The following is an 18,611-nucleotide window of genomic DNA, read 5'->3' as shown; positions in this document are numbered from 1 at the left end:
CAGACATCGCGCGCGCGGCAGGCAGGGTCCGGGGAGCCGGCGGACGGGGGCATGTCCGCCGCTGCAACCGTGCAGGCGCGCGCCTGGAACGGCCGCAGACCTTTGCATCGAAACGCCCCGCAGCAGTCCGGGAGCCTTCATGGCGCTATCGCCGAAGCTCGAGATCCGCCAGGGCCAGACCCTGATCATGACGCCGCAGCTGATGCAGGCGATCAAGCTGCTGCAGATGTCGTCGCTCGACCTGACGAGCTATGTCGAAGCGGAAATGGAGCGCAACCCGCTGCTGGAGCGCGCCGACGGCGAGGGCGGCCCCGGCGAGGGCGAAGGCAGCAGCGAGGGAGCGGGCGAACGCGAGGCGGGCGAGGCCCCCTCTTCCGGCAACGAGGGCGGCAACGAGGGCAGCGGCGAGGGCGACGGCGACGTCTGGCTGAGCTCGGAGCTGTCCGACAGTTCCCGCGACATCGCCCAGCGCCTCGACACCGATCTCAGCAACATCTATCCCGACGATCCCGGCACCGGCCGGGCGGAGGCGGGTGCGGGCGACGCGCAGCAGCGCGACCCCTGGCAGACCGGCCTGACGACGCGCACCGGCTCGGGCGGCGCCTCGGAGGATTACAATCTGGAGGCCTTCGTCGCCTCCGACGTGTCGCTGCAGCAGCATCTCGGCGACCAGATGGTGCTGGCCATCGCCGATCCGGTGGAGCGTCTCGTCGCCCAGGTGCTGATCGACAATCTGGACGACGCCGGCTACCTGCGCCTCGACCTCGATGACACGGCCGAGAAGATGGGCATCGAGCGGGCACGGCTCGACGGCATCCTGACCGTGCTGCAGACGCTGGAGCCCACCGGCGTCTTCGCCCGCTCGCTCGCCGAATGCCTCAAGCTGCAGCTGATCGAGAAGAACCGCTTCGACCCGGCGATGGAAAAGCTGATCGAGAACATCGACCTGCTGGCGCGCCACGACCATGCGGCGCTGCGCCAGGTCTGCGGCGTCGACGACGAGGACCTGAAGGAGATGATCGCCGAACTGAAGGCGCTCGACCCCAAGCCGGGCAGCTCCTTCGGCGAAACGCTGATCCAGCCGGTGGTGCCGGACGTGATCGTGCGCCGGGCGCGCGACGGCGGCTGGTCGGTGGAGCTGAACACCGACACCTTGCCCAAGGTGCTGGTCAACCAGACCTATTACGCCCATATCAGCCGGCAGGCGCGCGACGAGGCGGAAAAGACCTTCCTCACCGAATGCCTGCAGACCGCCAACTGGCTGGCCAAGAGCCTCGACCAGCGGGCGCGCACGATCCTGAAGGTGGCGAGCGAGATCGTCCGCCAGCAGGACGCCTTCCTGGTGCACGGCGTCCAGCATCTGCGGCCGCTGAACCTGCGGACCATCGCCGAGGCGATCTCGATGCACGAGTCCACCGTCAGCCGGGTGACCTCGAACAAGTACATGGCAACGCCGCGCGGCATCTTCGAGCTGAAATACTTCTTTTCCGCCGCCATCGCCTCCGCCGGCGGAGGCGATGCCCATTCCGCCGAAGCGGTGCGGCACCGCATCAAGGTGCTGATCGACGCGGAAAACCCCGACGACATCCTCTCCGATGACACGATCGTCAAAATGTTGAAGGACGAGGGGATCGACATTGCCCGCAGAACGGTTGCAAAATACCGGGAGTCCCTGCGCATCGCCTCCTCCGTCCAGAGACGGAGGGAGAAGAAGGCAGGCAGGGGCTGAAACCAGCGCGCACGCCGCAGCCGCGGCGTCGGGCCGGGGCGGCAGGGAAAGGCAGGGTGGCAATGAAACCCTTGTTTCTTCAGGCACTTGGTGAGGCCATCGGCCTCCGGGCCGGCCACTGCCGCAATGCCGTGAGCCGGACTCCATTTGACTTCACGCAGCCGCACGCTTATAGACCCGCGCTCATGCGTGCCGGAAACGGCCCGCATGGTCGTATCGCGCGCAAGGACAGCGTCTTGGACGCGATCCGGGCGCGAGAGGCGGCCGGCAGACGAACCGCCGGAAGGCGCCGTGCTGCAGGCAAGACCCCGAACCGGGATGCAATAGGTCGGGTTGCGGATATCAATTCGGAGCCCGGTTTGTCACAGTGGGGTCGCCCATGATGAAACTGGCGGGAATCACGCCATAATCAGGCATGGGTCGGTACGACCAAAACAAGAAGAGGTTCTCATGACACTGCGGATATCGGGAAAGAACGTCGATGTCGGCGATGCTTTGCGGACGCATATCGAGGATCGCGTCGCTGAAGCCATCTCGAAATATTTCGACGGCGGCTATACCGGCCACGTGACGGTCGGGCGCGAAGGATCCGGTTTCCGCTCCGAATGCCTCCTCCACCTCGACACCGGCATTGACCTGCAGGTGTCGGGCGACAGCCAGGACCCGCGCCAAAGCTTCGATGCCGCCGCAGAGCGGATCGAAAAGCGCCTGCGCCGCTACAAGCGCAAGCTCAAGGATCATCACGCCAATGGCGCGGCCAACGGGCGCGAGGTGTTCGAGGCGACCTCCTATGTCCTTGCTTCCGTTGAGGAGGACGAAGAGGTCCCGGCCGACTTCACCCCGCTGGTGATCGCAGAGACCGCCGCCAAGGTGAAGACCATGACCGTCGGCATGGCGGTGATGCAGCTCGATCTGGCGGAAGCACCCGTGGTGGTGTTCCGCAATGCCGGCAGCGGGACGGTGAACGTCGTCTACCGCCGCAAGGACGGCAATTACGGGTGGATCGACCCGGACAACGCAGCCCGATAGACCATCAACGCAATCCGGCCCGCCGCATCCCCTCAGCGGGATGCGGCGGCGCGCCGGTTGCTTTCCGTTTCTCGAACCAAGAGTCGCCTTATGGATCTCAACGATCTCATCACATCGAAAGCGATCGTTCCGAGCCTGAAAGCGAACAGCAAGAAGCAAGCGCTCCAGGAACTCGCCGCCAAGGCCGCGGCCGTCACCGGCCTGCCCGAACGGGATGTCTTCGATACGCTGTTGCAGCGCGAACGCCTCGGTTCCACCGGGGTGGGCAACGGCATCGCCATTCCCCATGGCAAGCTCGTCCGCCTGGACAAGCTTGTCGGCCTGTTTGCCCGTCTGGAGCGTCCCATCGATTTCGATGCGCTGGACGACCAGCCGGTCGATCTTGTGTTCGTCCTGCTCGCGCCGGAAGGTGCCGGCGCAGATCACCTCAAGGCACTCGCCCGCATTGCCCGGCGCATGCGCGACCCCGGTACGGTCGCCAAGCTGCGCGCCACCAGCGATGCCGACGCGCTCTATTCCATCCTGACCCAGCCGGTCGCCTCCAACGCGGCCTGAGGGCCAGGAGCGCGCAGCTGACGCCCGGACATGAAAAAGGCCCCGGTTCCGCGATGGAGCCGGGGCCTTTTTCATGTCGTTGAGGGATGGGCTCGGAAGATCCGGGATGCGCCCCTCGTCAGTGCAGCGCCACCGTGTGGAGCTGGTGCTCGGCCGCATTGGCCAGCGCCGTCTCGCGGCTGTCGGACAGCATGATCGGCGTTCCGTCCGCGTTGAGCAGAACCCACAGGTTCAGCCCCGGGCGCATGCGCGGCGCCTGCGGAAACAGCGTGGTCAGGTCGTCGGAGGTCATCGCCTTCACATAGGCGATCTCTCCCGTGCCGAGAGCCTGGAATTCGCCGGGCTTCATGGTGAAAGTCTGTTCGTCACACGTCATGGCATCGCTCCTTTCGCGTGGCCGGCAATGCGCCGCACCACCGCTCCGGTCCGTGCATCGTCGGGATCGGTTGCGGGGTTAGTCCCGCGCGTCGATCTCGATACGGCGCACGATACGCTCGGGTTCCGGGCGGATGAGATCGATGGAAAGCAGGCCGTCCTTCAGTTCCGCGCCCAGGATCTCGATCCCTTCAGCAAGAACGAAGGCCCTTTGGAACTGCCGGGCCGCGATGCCGCGATGCAGAAACTGCCGCGTCTTGTCGTCTTCCTGGCGTCCGCGGATCACGAGCTGGCTTTCCTCGACGCTGACGTCGAGCTGGTCCCGGGTAAAGCCGGCGACCGCCAGGGTGATGCGGATGATCTCGCCACGCGTCTCGGTCTTGGGCAGGCGCTCGATATTGTACGGCGGGTAGCCGTCATTCGCGCCCTTGCTGACCCTGTCGAGCATCCGTTCCAGATCCTCGAAACCCAGAAGCAGGGGAGAGGAAAACGCAGACATACGCGTCATATGCTTCAAGCCCTTTTGCAAAGCGGCCCAATTCCAAACGATCCGTCCGCCGGCTGACCGGCCAGACCGGAGCGTCCAACACGCCGGACCCTGACGGCATCCGGCCGGAACACACGCGTTCCGTCTCGTCATATATGGCGAGAGCGGCTGTGGAGTTCAAGAAAGGGCTTCGGCAAGGGCCTCGGCGGGACCGTTCAGCCCCCTCCTGCCGGGGGATTGGACCGATACTTGCTAAGGTGATCGCGGTTGCTTTTCTCCCGCAAGCTCGGGCCTGTGGAAGACCTGAGAACTGTCCCAAGGTCAAATCTGGCAAAGCTCCACAACTCCTGAATTGCACAAATTTTTGCCAGCAACCTGCCAACTATTTGTTCTCATTGCACAAAAATTATATTTCCCCACCTAAAGGTTCCTTTAACCCGGAGAGAGGAAGCCTCAATCGATCCGATTGTGGACAGGAGCCTTCCAAATGCGACGCCTTGCGGGAATTTTCTTGTTGTCGTCCCTCGTGCTGAGCGGACAGGCGGCGGCCGAGCCGCCGGTACCCGACATCAAGGCACTGGTCGACGATGCATTCATCGCCCAGACCCGCGAATGGCTCGCCAACCCGATCGTGGCGCTGTCGATCAACGCGCAGAACGAGCTGCGCGGCAATCTCAGCCAGGCGGAAATCGACGCGCTGGACCAGCAGTGGGTGGCCGAGCGCGAGAGCAACGACAAGCCGCTGATCTCGGCGACGCTGTCCGCGCCCCTGTCCATCTACCTGCTCCGCGTCCAGGCCAAGACCCTCGGGCTCTATACCGAGATCTTCGTGATGGATGCCAACGGCCTCAATGTCGGGCAGAGCTCTATCACCGGCGACTACTGGCAGGGCGACGAGGCGAAGTTCCAGAAGACCTTCCCCAATGGCGCCAATGCCGTGTTCCTCGACGAGCCAGAGTGGGATGGCGATCGCAAGATCTGGGTCGCCCAGCTCAACCTGACGATCGCCGACGAAACCTCCAAGCCGATCGGCGCTGCCACCGTCGAGCTCAACCTTACCGAGCTCGCGCGCCGCGCGGCTCCTGCCAGCTAAGCCGGGACTGACATCATGCTCGCCAAGCTTTCGGTTTCCACCAAGGGCGCAATCGCCTTCTCGTGTCTGGCACTGATCGGCGCCGTCGGCGGTGCCATCACCTGGTCCAAGACCATCTCTGCCGCCGATGCGGTCACCCAGGCCGAACAGGTAACGGCGATCTCGCGCGATGCCGACGAACTGCGCGAGGCCGTTCTGGAACAGGCCTTGTGGGTGAAGAACTTCCTGCTGACCGGCAACCGGGACTGGGTCGGCAAGGTCGAGAGCCAGACCACGGCCATTTCCGGCCGGATCGACGAACTGAAGGCGAGCCTTGCCTCGCTCGACGGCTCGCTTGCCGGCCAGGCCGACACGATCCGCACCGCCTGGAACGGCTGGCACACTGACTTCGCCAGCGAGCAGATCCGCCTGATGCGGGTACCCGAAACGGTCGATCTCGCCCGTGCCATGGAGCTGACGCCAACCGGTGCCGGCCTGCTCAATGCGACGTTCGACGGCGTGACCGAGCTCCAGGCCACCTTGCAGAACCGCGAAACCGCCCTGCTGGCACAGCAGCGGGCAGAGCTTGCCTCCGCCCAGATGATCGCGCTCGGCAGCGGCGTTCTCATCACGCTCTTTGCCGCCATTCTCGGCTACCTGAACTTCGCCATCGTCTCGCGGCCGCTCGCAAGGCTCGCCGACGTGGTGCGCAAGCTCGCCGACGGCGACACGAACGAGGAAATCGACCTCGGCAACCGTGCCGACGAGATCGGCCGCATGGGCAATGCGCTCGGCGTGTTCCGTGCCAACCTGATCCGCACCCGCGAGCTGGAGGAAGAGACCGAGCAGGCCCGCCTCGACGCAGCCGAGCGCCGGCGCATCGAGATGGAGCGCGTTGCGGCGAACTTCGAGGAAACGGTGATGACCATCACCCGCGAGATGATCGGCGGGCTGGAAACGCTGAACGGCACGGCCGGCGCGCTGGCCGATATCGCCGAGGGCACGACGCGCCAGGCGCTGTCGGTCTCCTCCGCCTCGCAGCAGGCGACCGAGAACGTCAACACCGTCGCCAGCGCCACCGAGGAGCTGTCCGCCTCCATCGCCGAGATCAACGAGCAGGTGCATGCCTCCTCCAAGGTGGTGACAGAGGCCTCCACCGAGGTCGAGCGGTCCAACCAGGCGGTGAGCAAGCTGCAGCAGGTGGTGGCGCGGATCGGCGACGTGACGAAGCTGATCACCGACATTGCCGAGCAGACCAACCTGCTGGCGCTCAACGCCACTATCGAGGCGGCACGCGCCGGCGAGGCGGGACGCGGCTTCGCCGTCGTCGCCTCCGAGGTCAAGGCGCTGGCCGAGCAGACCGCCAAGGCGACCGAGGAGATCGACACGCAGATTTCCGAGATGCGCCATGCGGCCGACGATTCCATCGTCGCCACCGGTTCCGTTGCCGAGATGGTCCAGACCATCCGTCAACGCACCTCGGCGATGGCGGCCGCGACGGAGCAGCAGAACGCGGCGACCAACGAGATCGCCCGCAATGTCGCCGAGGCGGCGCAGGGCACGCGCAGCGTCAGCGGCTCGATCATCGAGGTCAGCGAGCAGGCCAACCACACCGGCACGCTCAGCAACGAGATGCGCGAGTCCATCCGCGACCTGCACGACCGCTCCAGCCGGATGCAGACGGCGATGAACGAGTTCCTCTCGACCATCCGCGCGGCCTGACCGGACGCATCGACAAAACACCGAACGCCCGCGAGGAGGTTCCTCGCGGGCGTTCGTGCATCCTGCGCCCGGCCGGGCACCGGACGCAGGACAATCCAAGTCGGCGGCGGCTTAGCGCTCGATCAGCTCCAGCACGACACCGTCGCCGGGATTGCGCAGATAGGCGATGCGCTTGCCCTTGTTCGGGCCGGCGCTGACCACCACCACATCGCCGAGAAGATCCAGCGACCACTCGGCGCAGCGCTTCAGCATCTCGTCCATGTCGTCGACATCGAAGCCGAGATGCAGGGAGCCGAGATCGCAGGGACGCGGGCGGAAGTCGCCGCGCTCTTGCGGTGCCGAGTAGCACAGCAGCTCCACCGTCGCCGTGCCGTTGCGCATATAGGCGATCTCCACCTGGCAGCCGTCGACGCCGATCACCCGCGAGATGGTGCCTGGGTCGCGCGGCGCGCGCGAGATCGTCTCGAAGCCGAAGAGATCGCGGAACATCGCCTCGGAACGGTCGAGGTCGGCCACCGTGATGCCGGTGTGGTTTTGCGTGACGGACATGGATCCTCCCATAATGTCGTCAGTGGGCGAGATAGCCGCCGTCGACGGGCAGCACATGGCCGGTGACCATGGCCGCCGCCGGGGCGCACAGATAAAGCACGGCCGCGGCCGCGTCACGCAGGGTGGCGAAACGGCCGAGCGGCATGGACGCAAGCAGCGGTTCGGAAACGCCCGGCTGGTCGAGGAACGCCCGGTTGAAGTCGGTGCGGATCCAGGTCGGCGCGACCGCATTGACGCGGATGCCGAGCGGACCCCACTCCATCGCCAGCCCGCGGGTCAGGTTGACCATCGCGCCCTTGGACGCGTGGTAGGAGGCGATGGGATAGAAGCCCCCGCCCGACAGCGCCATGATCGAGGCGATGTTGACGATGGCCCCGCCGCCCTTCACGGCCATGCCGGGCTGGACGAGACGGCTCAGCTCGAACGCGGCATCCAGGTTGACCGCCATCGCCTGCCGCCACATGTCGGGCGTCAGCTCGGTCGCCGGCACGCGCTGCACCAGCGCTGCATTGTTGACCAGGATATCCGGCGCACCGGCCCAGTCCGACACCTCCCCGACCACGGCCGGCAGGCGCGCCGGCTCGGCAATGTCGGCGGTGACGGCAAGACAGCGCCCCCCGCCGGCCCGAAGGCCGGCCACGGCCGCCTCCAGCGCCTCCCCGTCCCGGTCGACGAGCGCCACGGCGGCGCCCGCACCGGCAAGCAGCCGCGCGCTTTCCAGCCCGATGCCGCGCGCCCCGCCGGTGATCAGCGCGACGCGGCCGGTGAGGTCGAACAGCTCCTCCAGCATCGCCATCTCACGAGGCCAGCAGCAGGGGCGTCTCGATCAGGGTCTTGAGCTGCTGCAAGAGCTGCGCCCCGACCGCCCCGTCGATGGCGCGGTGGTCGACCGACAGGGTCAGCCGCAAGCGCTGTACCTCGACCGCCTGGCCGTCGCGCAGCGCCAGCTCGGTCTCGGTGGTGCCGACCGCAAGGTTCATGCTCTGCGGCGGATTGATGATCGCCGAGAACGCACTGACGCCGTACATGCCGAGGTTGGAGAGGCCGGCAAGACCGCCGGAATACTCCTCCGGCATCAGCCGGCCGGCACGGGCACGGGCGATGGCATCGCGCGCGGCCTGCGACAGGGCGCCGGGCGACAGCCGGGCGGCGTCGCGCAAGATCGGCGTGATCAGCCCGCCCTCGAGCGCCACGGCAAGGCCGATGTCGACGCTGCCGTGACGTACGAGACCCGCCTCGCTCCAGGTAACCATGGCATCGGGCGTGCGGGCGATGGCGAGCGCATAGGCCTTCATCACCAGGTCGTTGACCGTCAGCCTGGCATCCGAGCCGGAGGCCGAAAGCGCAGCGTTCAGCTCCTTGCGCAGCGCCAGCAGGGCATCGGCCTCACAGCGGACCTCCAGATAGAAGTGCGGAACGGTCTGCTTGGCCTCGACCAGCCGCTGGGCGATGGTCCGGCGCATCGCCGTGTGCGGCTCCACCTCGCCGGCAGGGACCGCCTGCGGCGCGGGAGCGGCAACAGGCGCAATAGCGGGAGCCGGAACGGGTGCCGGTGCGGGCCGCTCGGCCGCCTCGCGGATGTCGGCGGCGAGGATCCTGCCCTTCGGGCCGGTTCCGCGCAGGCCTTGCGTCTCCACGCCCATCTCGCGCGCCAGACGGCGGGCCAGCGGCGAGATCCGCAAGGGCGGCGCATCCGGGTCGACGGCCGGAGCAGCCGCCACGGCCGGGGCCGGAGCCGGAACGGGCTCCGCAACGGCTGCAGGCGCAGGGGCAACAACGGGCGCAGGCGCCTGAGCCGGTTCGACTGCCGGTTCGACTGCGCCGCTGGCGAGGATCCCGATCGGGGTCTCCACCGGCACGTCGGCTGTGCCGCCCGGCACGAGGATCGTCTCGAGCACGCCGTCGGCCGGCGCCTCGATGTCCATCGCCGCCTTGTCGGTCTCCAGCTCGGCGAGAATGTCGCCCTGCCGCACCCGGGTGCCGGGTTCGACGTGCCAGCGCACCAGCTTGCCCGAGGTCATCGAGGGCGAGATGGCCGGCATCAGGATGTTGATGCTCATGGCTCAGGCCCCCGCAAGATCGCGGTGGCACATGCGGCGCACCGTTTCGGCGATGCCGGCAGCACTCGGCATCACCTCGCGCTCGAGCCGGTCGTTATAGGGCATCGGCACCTCGGCGGAGCCCATGCGCTCCACCGGGGCATCGAGCCAGTCGAAGGCCTCCTCGGTGATCTGCGCGGCGATTTCCGCGCCGAGGCCGCCGGTGCGCCAGGCCTCGTGCACGACGAGGCAGCGGCTGGTCTTCTTTACCGAGCGCACGAAGCAGTCCATGTCGAGCGGGCGCAGGCTGCGCGGGTCGATGACTTCGACGCTGATGCCCTCGCGGGCCAGCGTCTCGGCCGCCGTCAGGGCGCGCTCGACCATCGCCAGCGTCGCGATCACGGTCACGTCCGTGCCCTCGCGCTTGATGTCGGCCTTGCCGATCTCGATCTCGTAAGGCGCTTCCGGCACCGGAGCCGCCCCGCCGAGATAGAGCAGCTTGTGCTCCAGGAAGACGACCGGGTTGTCGTCGCGGATCGCCGCCATCAGGAGGCCCTTGGCGTCATAGGGCGTGGACGGCGCCAGCACGGTGAGGCCGGGAATGTGGGCGAACCAGGCTTCCAGCGACTGCGAGTGCTGGGCCGCAAGGCGGATGCCGCCGCCCTGGGGACCGCGGAACACCACCGGCACCGAGGCCTTGCCGCCGAGCATGAAGCGCAGCTTGGCGGCCTGGTTGACGATGGGGTCCATCATGAAGGTGACGAAATCGAAGATCTGGATCTCGGCGATGGGCCGGCGACCGGACAGCGCCGCACCGACGGCCGCGCCCGAGATCACGCCTTCCGAGATCGGCGTGTTCATGATGCGGTCGGGGCCGAACTTGTCGAACAGGCCGCGGGTGACGCCGAAGGTGCCGCCGACCGGGCCGACGTCCTCGCCCATCAGGAACACAGTGTCGTCGCCCTCGATGGACTGGGCAATCGCCTCGCGCACCGCCTCGGTATAGGTGATCGCGCGCGAACCCGGCGCGGGCGGTGCCGGGGGGGTGCGGCGCGGCGCCAGCACCTTGTCGAACAGCATCGGCAGTTCGGGCTCGGGCAGGGTCTCGGCCTTGGTGATCGCCGTTTCGATCTCCTCGGACGCCTCGGCCTCGAGCGCGGCGAATTCCTGCGCATCGACGTCCCAGTCCTCGGCAAGGCGGCGAGCCAACCGGGTCAGCGGGTCCTCGTCCAGCCACTTGCGGATCTCGTCGTCGGTCCGGTAGCCGAGCAGGTTGCCGCGCACCGAATGGTCGCCGTGGCGATAGGTCAGACCCTCGATCAGGGTCGGCCCCTCGCCGGCGCGCGCCCGGGCCAGGGCCTCGGACACCGCCGCATAGACCTCGACCGGGTCGTTGCCGTCGATCCGCTCGCCGGGAATGCCGTAGGCCGCGGCGCGCGCCGCCACCGATCCGCCGGCCGTCGCCTGCTCGAAGGGCGTCGACATGCCGTAGAGATTGTTCTCGCAGAAGAAGACGATTGGCAGCTTCCACAGGGCCGCCAGGTTGAGCGCTTCGTGGAATATGCCCTCGTTCGAGCCGCCGTCGCCGAAGAAGGCGATGCCCGCGTCGTCCGAGCCGCGCTGCTTGGCGGCGAGCGCCGCACCGACGCCGAGCCCCATCGAGGCGCCGACGATGCCGTTGGCGCCGAGGATGTTCAGCTCCACATCGGCGACATGCATCGAGCCGCCGATGCCCCCGCAGATGCCGCCGAGCTTGCCGCACAGCTCCGCCATCATGCCGTCGATGTCGGCGCCCTTGGCGATGCAGTGGCCGTGGCCGCGGTGATGGGTGGTGATGAAGTCGCTGCGGCGCAGCGGCAGGCAGGCACCGGCGGCAATCGCCTCCTGCCCAGCCGAGGAATGCGCGGTGCCCTTGATGACGCCGGTCTTGAACAGTTCCTCGGTGCGCGTCTCGAAGCGGCGGATCCGCAACATCGTGCGGGCGAGCGCCAGCATGTCGTCGCGGGTCGGCTCGGGAACGTTGCGATTGAGGCGCTTGGGCGTGTTCTTGCCGACAGGCAGGGTCAGGCTGCCGCCGGCGGCCGAACGGGCGTTTGTTGCCACGGATTTTTCCTCCCGGGATTGGCAGGCCGGCACCCGCGGGATGCGGCCTTTTCCGGGGAAAGCAAGCATGTTCGCGCGCACAGGACAAAATCAATGCGCATATGTCTGGAATAACCTGATGTTATGTCTGTGAATTCAAGATCAGTTTAATCTATGCCCAATGGCCGCCGACGCGGGGTCAGTCCGCAGAAATCCTCGCGTTTTGCGCGAAGTCAGTCCTCCGGGGGCAACTCGGCGGTGATCCAGACCCCGTCCGCCGCCAGCCGGCGGGCATGGCCGAGCAGAAGATCGGTGAAGACCCGCATGGCAGCGGTGCGCGGCCGGTCGCGCGAGGTCGCGATGACCCAAGGCCAGGTGACGCCGGCAACCGGGGCGATGGAAATCTCGCCCCGCGTATAGGCCTGATGGCAGGCGCTATAGGGCAGGATGCTGTGCAGACCGCCGCGCGAGACCAGATCGACGATGATCGAGTTGGTCTCCACGATCACCGGCGGATTGCGCAAGGTGGCCGACGGCGGCAACAGGTCCTCCACCACCCGGCGCAGGCCGTTTGGCGAGGGGGTCAGCACCAGATCGAGCCCGACCAGCGAGGTGCTGGGCACCGGCGCATCCATGCGCAGGCCCGCCGCAGGCGACGCGAGCAGCACCAGCCCTTCGGAGCACAGCGCCTGCCGGTTGAGCCCGCGCGAGGCGCCATGATCGGAATAGATGGCAAGGTCGACATGGCGCGTGACCAGCTCCTCGCGCACGTTGATCGACACGCCCTCGTGGATCTCCAGATTGACCTGCGGGTAGAGGCGGTGGAATTCGGCGACCACATCGGCGATCAGCAGCCCGCGCAGGGAATAGGCGGAGGAAATGCGCAAGGAGCCCGCCGGCATGGTCTCCGCCGCAATGATGTCTTCCTTAATAAGCTCGACATTCTGCATCAGGGCGCGCACATGATCGGCGAGCCGCTGGCCGGCCGGGGTCAGCGCCACGCCGCGCGGCCGGCGGTCGACGAGCCGGGTGCCCAGTTCCTCCTCCAGCAGCTGCACCTGGCGACTGAGAGCCGGCTGCGAGACATTCGCCCGCTCTGCCGCATGGGTGATGTTCAGCGTGTTCACCACATGCATGAAATACTCGAGTTGCCGGATTTTCATCGCCTTGCCTCCCCGCGTGCCGTCGGCGTGAAATGTCTTTTAATTATGGTTTGCATGTCAATTATCTATTTTACACATGCCTTGCGCATCCCTAGCGTTCGTCGGGCAACGGCTGGGGTCGCACCCGCGACACCCCGCCCAAGCCAAAGCGCAAGTTTCGGGAGCATCTGCGCACCCCCTCGCGACACAAGGCAATCCGCTCAAGGGCGGCAGGGAGCCGAGGACTTCCCGCCGGACCAGCCGATGCGCCTGCATGCTCGCGAGCCTGAAACGGGAGGAAACACGATGAATAAGGTTTATGGCCGCATGTTCGCCCTGATGGCGAGCACTGTGCTGACGATGCCTGCCCTCGCGGACGAGGACCAGGTCAAGATCGCCCTGATGACCGATCTGGCCGGCGCGACCGCCGACTACGGCGGCCAGGGCGCCATCGAAGCGGTGAAGATGGCGATCGAGGACTTCGGCGGCACGCTGAACGGCAAGCCGATCCACGCCGACTTCATCGACCACCAGAACAAGCCGGACATCGCCGTCACCAAGGCGCGCGAGGCGTTCGACAGCGGCACCGACATGGTGATCAACCTGTCGAACTCGGCCGCCGCGCTCGGCGTGATGGAGATCGCCCAGTCCAAGGACAAGGTGGTCGTGGTGACCGGCGCCGGTTCCGACCGCATCACGGGCGATGCCTGCTCGCCCAATGCCGTCCACTTTGCCTTCAATTCCTACTCGCTCGCCAACTCGCCGGTGAAGGCGCTGGCGGCGAACGGCGTCAACAACTGGTACCTGATCGTCTCCGACTTCGCCTACGGCCTGTCGGTCGAGGCGGCGGTGACCGGCGCCATCGAGTCGTCCGGCGGCACGCTGTCCGGCAGCGTCAAGCATCCCGCCTTCATGGCCAGCGACTTCTCGTCCTACGCCCTGCAGGCGATTTCGTCCGGCGCCCAGGCGATCGGCCTGTCGAACTCCTCGTCCGACACCACCAACAGCATCCGCGCGCTGAAGGAATTCGGCCTCGGCGGCGACCAGCAGATGGTGGCCTTCACCCTGCTGATCAACGAGATCCACGGCCTCGGCCTCGACCAGGCGTCCGGCCTGCTCTTCGCCGACGGCTTCTACTGGGATCGCACCGAGCAGACCCGCGAGTGGTCCAAGCGCTTCTATGAGCGTGTCGGCAAGATGCCGAACATGGTCAATGCCGGCGACTATTCCGGCACGCTGCACTATCTGCGCGCGGTCGAGGCGGCCGGCACCACCGATGCCAAGACGGTGCTCGCCAAGATGCGCGAAATGCCGATCAACGACATGTTCGCCGAGAACGGCAAGATCCGCGAAGACGGCATGATGGTGCACGACATGTATCTGGTGCAGGTCAAGACGCCAGAAGAGTCGCAGTACGACTGGGACTACCTGAAGGTGCTCGAGACCATCCCGGCGGAGGAAGCCTTCCTGCCGCTCGACCAGAGCAAGTGCTCGCTGGTCAACAAGGGCTGAGCATACAGTCCATGACCCACATCCTGGAAACGGTTGGACTCTGCAAGGAGTTCCGCGGGTTCCGGGCGGTCGATGACGTCTCCCTGCGGGTCCGGGAGGGCGATATCCACGCCCTCATCGGGCCCAACGGGGCCGGCAAGACGACCGTCTTCAACCTGCTGACGAAGTTCCTGTCGCCCAGCGCGGGCAGGATCGTATTCGATGGCCGGGACATTACCCGCGAGAAACCCGCCGCCCTCGCCCGCCAGGGCATGGTGCGCAGTTTCCAGATCTCGGCCACGTTCCCCCATCTGACTGTGCTGGAAAACGTGCGCGTGGCGCTGCAGCGGCGCCACGCGCCGACCTATGCGTTCTGGCTTCCCGGGAGCGTGCTGTCGCGCCTCGACGCCAGGGCGATGGACCTGCTGGAGCAGGTCGACATGCAGGACTTCGCCCAGACCAAGGCGGCCGACCTTCCCTACGGGCGCAAGCGCTCGGTGGAGATCGCAACGACCCTGGCGATGGAACCGCGGCTGATGCTGCTCGACGAGCCGACACAGGGCATGGGCCACGAGGACGTGGAACGTGTCACCCAGCTCATCAAGCGGGTCTCGGCGGGGCGGACGATCCTGATGGTGGAACACAACATGAAGGTCGTCGCCGGCATCTGCGACCGCATCTCGGTCCTGCAGCGCGGCGCGCTGCTCGCCGAGGGCACCTATGCCGAGGTCTCCGCCGACCCGCGGGTCCTGGAAGCCTACATGGGCAGCGAAACCGAGCTGGAGGGGGCACACTGATGGGCGAGACCGTCCTGTCCCTGACGGGAGTGAACGGCTGGTACGGCGAGAGCCACGTGCTGCATGGTGTCGACCTGTCGGTCCGCCGCGGCGAGGTGGTCAGCCTGATCGGCCGCAACGGTGCCGGCCGCACCACGATCCTGCGCGCCATCATGGGCCTTCTCGACCGGCGCGACGGCCGGCTGGAGATCCGCGGCCAGGACATGAGCACGACGCCGGCCTACCGCATCGCCAAGGCCGGGCTCGGCTACTGTCCGGAAGAACGCGGCATCTTCGCCTCGCTGAGCTGCGAGGAGAACCTGCTGCTGCCGCCGGTGACCCGGACCGACGGCGGCATGGCCATGTCGCTCGACGAGATCTACGCGATGTTCCCCAACCTGAAGGAACGCGCGCACAGCCCCGGCACCCGCCTGTCCGGCGGCGAGCAGCAGATGCTGGCGATCGCCCGCATCCTGCGCACCGGCGCCGACATCCTGCTGCTGGACGAGATCTCCGAAGGCCTTGCCCCGGTGATCGTGCAGACGCTCTCCAGGGTGATCCAGAATCTCAAGGCCCGCGGCTTCACCATCCTCATGGTCGAGCAGAACTTCCGCTTCGCGGCCCCGCTCGCCGACCGCTTCTTCATCATCGAGCACGGCCGTGTGGTCGAGGAGATCGCGCAAGCCGATCTTGCCGCCCGCGCCGACGACATCCGCACGTATCTGGGAGTGTGACCATGACCGAGATCTTCGGCGTTCCCGCCCCCGTGCTCTACGGCCAGCTGCTGCTGGGCCTCGTCAACGGCAGCTTCTACGCGCTGCTGTCGCTCGGCCTGTCGCTGATCTTCGGCCTGCTGAACATCGTCAACTTCGCTCATGGCACGATGTACATGCTGGGCGCGTTCCTCGCCTATCTGCTGCTGCAGCCGCTCGGCCTCGGCTACTGGTGGGCCGTGCTGCTGGTGCCGCTGATGGCGGCGGGCCTCGGCATCGTCATCGAGCGGACGATCCTCAAGCGCATCTACAAGCTCGACCACATCTACGGCCTGCTCGTCACCTTCGGCCTGACCATGGTGATCGAGGGCTTCGTGCGGGTCTATTTCGGCGTCTCGGGCCTGCGCTACGCGGTGCCGCCGTCGCTGCAGGGCATGGTCGACCTCGGCTTCATGCGCCTGCCGATCTACCGCATCTGGGTGATCGTCGCGGCGCTCGGCCTGTGCCTCATCACCTGGCTGGTGATCGAGCGGACCCGCCTCGGCGCGACCTTGCGGGCCGGCACGGAGAACCCGAGCCTGGTGCAGGCCTTCGGCGTCAACGTGCCGCTGTTGGTCACCCTGGTCTTCGGCTGGGGCGTCGGACTTGCCGCCTTTGCCGGCGTGCTCGCCGCGCCCCTGATGCAGCTCACCCCGCAGATCGGCCACTCCATCATCATCACCGTCTTCGGCGTGGTGGTGATCGGCGGCATGGGCTCGATCCTCGGCTCCATCCTCACCGGTCTCGGCCTCGGCCTGATCGAGGGGCTGGCGAAGGTCTATTACCCGGAGGCCTCGTCCACCGCGATCTTCGTCCTGATGATCCTGGTCCTGCTGGTTCGCCCGCACGGCCTGTTCGGAAAGCAGTGAGGACAGGCCATGCTCAACACCCGCACCCTCATGATCGTGCTGGCCGTCGCGGCGCTCGCCGTCGCCCCGGCCTTCATCTACCCGATGCTGATCGTGAAGCTCCTGTGCTTCGCCATCTTCGCCTCGGCCTTCAACCTGATGCTCGGCTACACCGGGCTGCTGTCCTTCGGCCACGCGATGTTCTTCGGCTCGGCCGGCTATGCGCTCGGCGTGACGATGAAGCATCTCGGCTGGCCACCGGAACTCGGCATCCTCGCCGGCGTCGCGGTGGCGGCCCTGATCGGCTTCCTCGCCGGCTCGGTGGCGATCCGCCGCCAGGGCATCTACTTCGCCATGATCACGCTGGCTATCTCGCAGCTGATCTACTTCGTCGCCATGCAGATGGAGTGGACGGGGCGCGACGACGGCTTCCACGGCATCCCACGCGGCACGCTGTTCGGCATCATCGACCTGCAGGACGACATGGCCCTCTACGGCCTGGTCGCCGCCTGCTTCCTGCTGGCACTGTTCGCGATCCACCGCATCGTCACCTCGCCCTTCGGCCAGGTGCTGACCGCGATCCGCGAGAACGAACCGCGCGCCATCTCGCTCGGCTACGACGTCGACCGCTACAAGGTGCTGGCCTTCACCCTGTCGGGGGCCCTGTCCGGGCTGGCCGGCGCGCTGAAGGCGCTGGCGCTGTCCTACGAGTCGCTCAACGACCTGCACTGGGCGCTGAGCGGCGAGGTGGTGATGATGTGCATCCTCGGCGGCCTTGGCACGCTGGGCGGCCCGGTGGCCGGCGCCTTCTTCGTGATCCTTCTGCAGAACTTCCTCGCCGACAAGGTGGGCGAGTGGCTGTCGGTGATCATCGGCGTCGTGTTCCTCACCTGCATCCTCGCCTTCCGCAAGGGCTTCGTCGGCGAGATCGGCGTCTGGATCGAGAAGATGCGCGCCCGCAAGGGCGGGTCCGCCGCGAAGCAGGAGGGCAACCGATGAAGGGGCGTTCCGCCATCGTCACGGGCGCGGCCAGGGGCCTCGGCCAGGCCATCGCCCGCAAGCTGCTGGAGGAAGGCGCGCGCGTTGCGATCTGGGACCAGGACGGCGAGGCGGCGCAGGACAGTGCCGAGCAGCTCTCCGATATCGGCCCCACCCACTCCTGCGCCGTCGACATCACCTCGCCGGAGGAGGTGGCGACCGCCCTGGCGGCCACCCGCAAGATGCTCGGCGAGATCTCGATCCTGGTGTGCAACGCCGCCATTCCCGGCCCCAACGTGCCGGCGGCGGAACTCGCCAGCACGGACTGGGCGCGGGTGATGGAGGTCAACGTCACCGGCACGCTGCTGTGCTGCCAGGCGGTGATCCCGGACATGGTGGCGCGCGGCTATGGCCGCATTGTCACCATCGGCTCGGTCGCCGGCAAGGAGCCGGGCCCGCGCATCGCCGCCTATGCGGCGAGCAAGGCGGCGGTGATCTCGCTGACCAAGACGCTGGGGCGCGAACTCGCCACCACCGGCGTCACGGTCAACTGCGTCGCCCCCGGCGCGATCCGCACGCGCATCTTCGACGGCTGGCCGGAAAGCTACGTCCAGGAGCTTCTCGCCAAGATCCCGATGAACCGCTTCGGCACACCGGAGGAGCTGGCCGAGATCGTCGCCTTCGTCGCCTCGCGCAGGGCATCCTTCTCCACCGGCGCGGTCTTCGACATGTCGGGCGGCCGGGCGGACTACTGACCGCCCTCCTCCCGCACGCAAAACAAAAAATCAAGGCCACGGCGGAACCACGCCGTGGCCTTGTCTTTTGAAACCGGCCTTGGCCCGTCGTGTCTTTCCTGCCCGCACGCCCCGACATCCGGGCAGATATCCTGCAGCACCCAAGCGCACCAGCAAGACGCACTTCTTCGGGCAGTCATTCAATTCCCGGATCACAGACTGCCTTTTCTGAAGATACGACCGATAGACGC

Annotated in this window: 18 protein-coding genes; 11 read left to right on the top strand and 7 right to left on the bottom strand. The window is 66.9% G+C overall.

Translation table 11 applies throughout. From position 1 onward, the window contains the following. Positions 1–139 precede the first annotated feature (139 nt). From rpoN to ptsN, 3 genes are all read left to right on the top strand, one after another. Complete coding sequence (rpoN, locus tag H7H34_RS01620) at positions 140–1,729, top strand: RNA polymerase factor sigma-54 (RefSeq protein ID WP_120270451.1); 1,590 nt, start codon at positions 140–142, stop codon at positions 1,727–1,729. A 450-nt stretch (positions 1,730–2,179) separates the two neighbouring features. Continuing rightward, complete coding sequence (gene hpf / locus H7H34_RS01615; protein WP_120270453.1) at positions 2,180–2,758, top strand: ribosome hibernation-promoting factor, HPF/YfiA family; 579 nt, start codon at positions 2,180–2,182, stop codon at positions 2,756–2,758. A gap of 90 nt (positions 2,759–2,848) precedes the next feature. Further along, complete coding sequence (ptsN, locus tag H7H34_RS01610; RefSeq protein ID WP_067223557.1) at positions 2,849–3,313, top strand: PTS IIA-like nitrogen regulatory protein PtsN; 465 nt, start codon at positions 2,849–2,851, stop codon at positions 3,311–3,313. A 118-nt stretch (positions 3,314–3,431) separates the two neighbouring features. Here ptsN and H7H34_RS01605 read toward each other — a convergent pair whose 3' ends face one another. Then, positions 3,432–3,689 (bottom strand): BQ00720 family protein, encoded by a 258-nt coding sequence (locus tag H7H34_RS01605; protein WP_120270455.1) that lies wholly within the window; start codon positions 3,687–3,689, stop codon positions 3,432–3,434. Between the two features lie 78 nt (positions 3,690–3,767). After that, positions 3,768–4,196 carry an Hsp20 family protein gene (locus H7H34_RS01600; RefSeq protein ID WP_120270732.1) on the bottom strand — a complete coding sequence of 143 codons (429 nt, stop codon included), beginning with the start codon at positions 4,194–4,196 and terminating at the stop codon, positions 3,768–3,770. Positions 4,197–4,686: 490 nt separating this feature from the next. Here H7H34_RS01600 and H7H34_RS01595 point away from each other — a divergent pair, with 490 nt between their 5' ends. Continuing rightward, positions 4,687–5,268, top strand: a complete 582-nt coding sequence (locus H7H34_RS01595; RefSeq protein WP_245164937.1) for a hypothetical protein — start codon at positions 4,687–4,689, stop codon at positions 5,266–5,268. Positions 5,269–5,283: 15 nt separating this feature from the next. Continuing rightward, on the top strand, positions 5,284–6,969 hold the full coding sequence (locus H7H34_RS01590) for a methyl-accepting chemotaxis protein (protein WP_185924024.1): 1,686 nt from the start codon (positions 5,284–5,286) through the stop codon (positions 6,967–6,969). A gap of 111 nt (positions 6,970–7,080) precedes the next feature. On the opposite strand, the gene H7H34_RS01585 is transcribed toward H7H34_RS01590, so the two are convergent. From H7H34_RS01585 to H7H34_RS01565, 5 genes are all read right to left on the bottom strand, one after another. Beyond that, complete coding sequence (locus tag H7H34_RS01585; RefSeq protein WP_185924023.1) at positions 7,081–7,518, bottom strand: VOC family protein; 438 nt, start codon at positions 7,516–7,518, stop codon at positions 7,081–7,083. Between the two features lie 19 nt (positions 7,519–7,537). After that, on the bottom strand, positions 7,538–8,308 hold the full coding sequence (locus H7H34_RS01580) for an SDR family NAD(P)-dependent oxidoreductase (protein ID WP_185924022.1): 771 nt from the start codon (positions 8,306–8,308) through the stop codon (positions 7,538–7,540). A 7-nt stretch (positions 8,309–8,315) separates the two neighbouring features. Continuing rightward, positions 8,316–9,578 (bottom strand): dihydrolipoamide acetyltransferase family protein, encoded by a 1,263-nt coding sequence (locus tag H7H34_RS01575; RefSeq protein ID WP_185924021.1) that lies wholly within the window; start codon positions 9,576–9,578, stop codon positions 8,316–8,318. A 3-nt stretch (positions 9,579–9,581) separates the two neighbouring features. After that, complete coding sequence (locus H7H34_RS23650) at positions 9,582–11,660, bottom strand: alpha-ketoacid dehydrogenase subunit alpha/beta (RefSeq protein WP_371811337.1); 2,079 nt, start codon at positions 11,658–11,660, stop codon at positions 9,582–9,584. Positions 11,661–11,872: 212 nt separating this feature from the next. After that, positions 11,873–12,802 (bottom strand): LysR family transcriptional regulator, encoded by a 930-nt coding sequence (locus H7H34_RS01565; protein ID WP_067223540.1) that lies wholly within the window; start codon positions 12,800–12,802, stop codon positions 11,873–11,875. A 285-nt stretch (positions 12,803–13,087) separates the two neighbouring features. Between H7H34_RS01565 and H7H34_RS01560 the strand changes: the two genes are divergently transcribed. From H7H34_RS01560 to H7H34_RS01535, 6 genes are read left to right on the top strand one after another with little or no spacing between them, the layout of a single operon-like run. After that, complete coding sequence (locus H7H34_RS01560; RefSeq protein ID WP_083206439.1) at positions 13,088–14,293, top strand: ABC transporter substrate-binding protein; 1,206 nt, start codon at positions 13,088–13,090, stop codon at positions 14,291–14,293. Between the two features lie 11 nt (positions 14,294–14,304). Then, positions 14,305–15,069 (top strand): ABC transporter ATP-binding protein, encoded by a 765-nt coding sequence (locus H7H34_RS01555; RefSeq protein WP_067223537.1) that lies wholly within the window; start codon positions 14,305–14,307, stop codon positions 15,067–15,069. Further along, positions 15,069–15,782 carry an ABC transporter ATP-binding protein gene (locus H7H34_RS01550; protein WP_185924020.1) on the top strand — a complete coding sequence of 238 codons (714 nt, stop codon included), beginning with the start codon at positions 15,069–15,071 and terminating at the stop codon, positions 15,780–15,782. The genes H7H34_RS01555 and H7H34_RS01550 overlap by 1 nt, the downstream gene beginning before the upstream one ends. 2 nt (positions 15,783–15,784) lie before the next feature. Next, on the top strand, positions 15,785–16,669 hold the full coding sequence (locus H7H34_RS01545) for a branched-chain amino acid ABC transporter permease (RefSeq protein ID WP_067223533.1): 885 nt from the start codon (positions 15,785–15,787) through the stop codon (positions 16,667–16,669). A gap of 9 nt (positions 16,670–16,678) precedes the next feature. Beyond that, entirely contained in the window at positions 16,679–17,647 is a 969-nt protein-coding gene (locus tag H7H34_RS01540; RefSeq protein ID WP_185924019.1) for a branched-chain amino acid ABC transporter permease, read from the top strand. Next, positions 17,644–18,381: an SDR family NAD(P)-dependent oxidoreductase gene (locus H7H34_RS01535; protein ID WP_097175903.1), complete on the top strand. Its 738-nt coding sequence runs from the start codon at positions 17,644–17,646 to the stop codon at positions 18,379–18,381. Before H7H34_RS01540 ends, H7H34_RS01535 begins: the two co-directional genes overlap by 4 nt. Positions 18,382–18,611: the final 230 nt, after the last annotated feature.

This window comes from Stappia sp. 28M-7, assembly GCF_014252955.1.
In the GTDB taxonomy this organism is placed as follows: Bacteria; Pseudomonadota; Alphaproteobacteria; order Rhizobiales; family Stappiaceae; genus Stappia.
The sequence above is the reverse complement of the archived record's forward strand: the minus strand, read 5'-3'. Positions and strand labels throughout refer to the sequence as shown.

What these genes read in the sequence shown, in the direction of transcription:
- H7H34_RS01560 (WP_083206439.1), top strand. Translation starts at nt 13,088, where the DNA reads ATGAATAAGGTTTATGGCCGCATGTTCGCCCTGATGGCGAGCACTGTG.
- H7H34_RS01565 (WP_067223540.1), bottom strand. Translation starts at nt 12,802, where the DNA reads ATGAAAATCCGGCAACTCGAGTATTTCATGCATGTGGTGAACACGCTG.
- H7H34_RS01585 (WP_185924023.1), bottom strand. Translation starts at nt 7,518, where the DNA reads ATGTCCGTCACGCAAAACCACACCGGCATCACGGTGGCCGACCTCGAC.
- H7H34_RS01575 (WP_185924021.1), bottom strand. Translation starts at nt 9,578, where the DNA reads ATGAGCATCAACATCCTGATGCCGGCCATCTCGCCCTCGATGACCTCG.
- H7H34_RS01605 (WP_120270455.1), bottom strand. Translation starts at nt 3,689, where the DNA reads ATGACGTGTGACGAACAGACTTTCACCATGAAGCCCGGCGAATTCCAG.
- ptsN (WP_067223557.1), top strand. Translation starts at nt 2,849, where the DNA reads ATGGATCTCAACGATCTCATCACATCGAAAGCGATCGTTCCGAGCCTG.
- H7H34_RS01550 (WP_185924020.1), top strand. Translation starts at nt 15,069, where the DNA reads ATGGGCGAGACCGTCCTGTCCCTGACGGGAGTGAACGGCTGGTACGGC.
- H7H34_RS01590 (WP_185924024.1), top strand. Translation starts at nt 5,284, where the DNA reads ATGCTCGCCAAGCTTTCGGTTTCCACCAAGGGCGCAATCGCCTTCTCG.
- hpf (WP_120270453.1), top strand. Translation starts at nt 2,180, where the DNA reads ATGACACTGCGGATATCGGGAAAGAACGTCGATGTCGGCGATGCTTTG.
- H7H34_RS01555 (WP_067223537.1), top strand. Translation starts at nt 14,305, where the DNA reads ATGACCCACATCCTGGAAACGGTTGGACTCTGCAAGGAGTTCCGCGGG.
- H7H34_RS01545 (WP_067223533.1), top strand. Translation starts at nt 15,785, where the DNA reads ATGACCGAGATCTTCGGCGTTCCCGCCCCCGTGCTCTACGGCCAGCTG.
- H7H34_RS01535 (WP_097175903.1), top strand. Translation starts at nt 17,644, where the DNA reads ATGAAGGGGCGTTCCGCCATCGTCACGGGCGCGGCCAGGGGCCTCGGC.
- H7H34_RS01600 (WP_120270732.1), bottom strand. Translation starts at nt 4,196, where the DNA reads ATGACGCGTATGTCTGCGTTTTCCTCTCCCCTGCTTCTGGGTTTCGAG.
- H7H34_RS01540 (WP_185924019.1), top strand. Translation starts at nt 16,679, where the DNA reads ATGCTCAACACCCGCACCCTCATGATCGTGCTGGCCGTCGCGGCGCTC.
- rpoN (WP_120270451.1), top strand. Translation starts at nt 140, where the DNA reads ATGGCGCTATCGCCGAAGCTCGAGATCCGCCAGGGCCAGACCCTGATC.
- H7H34_RS01580 (WP_185924022.1), bottom strand. Translation starts at nt 8,308, where the DNA reads ATGCTGGAGGAGCTGTTCGACCTCACCGGCCGCGTCGCGCTGATCACC.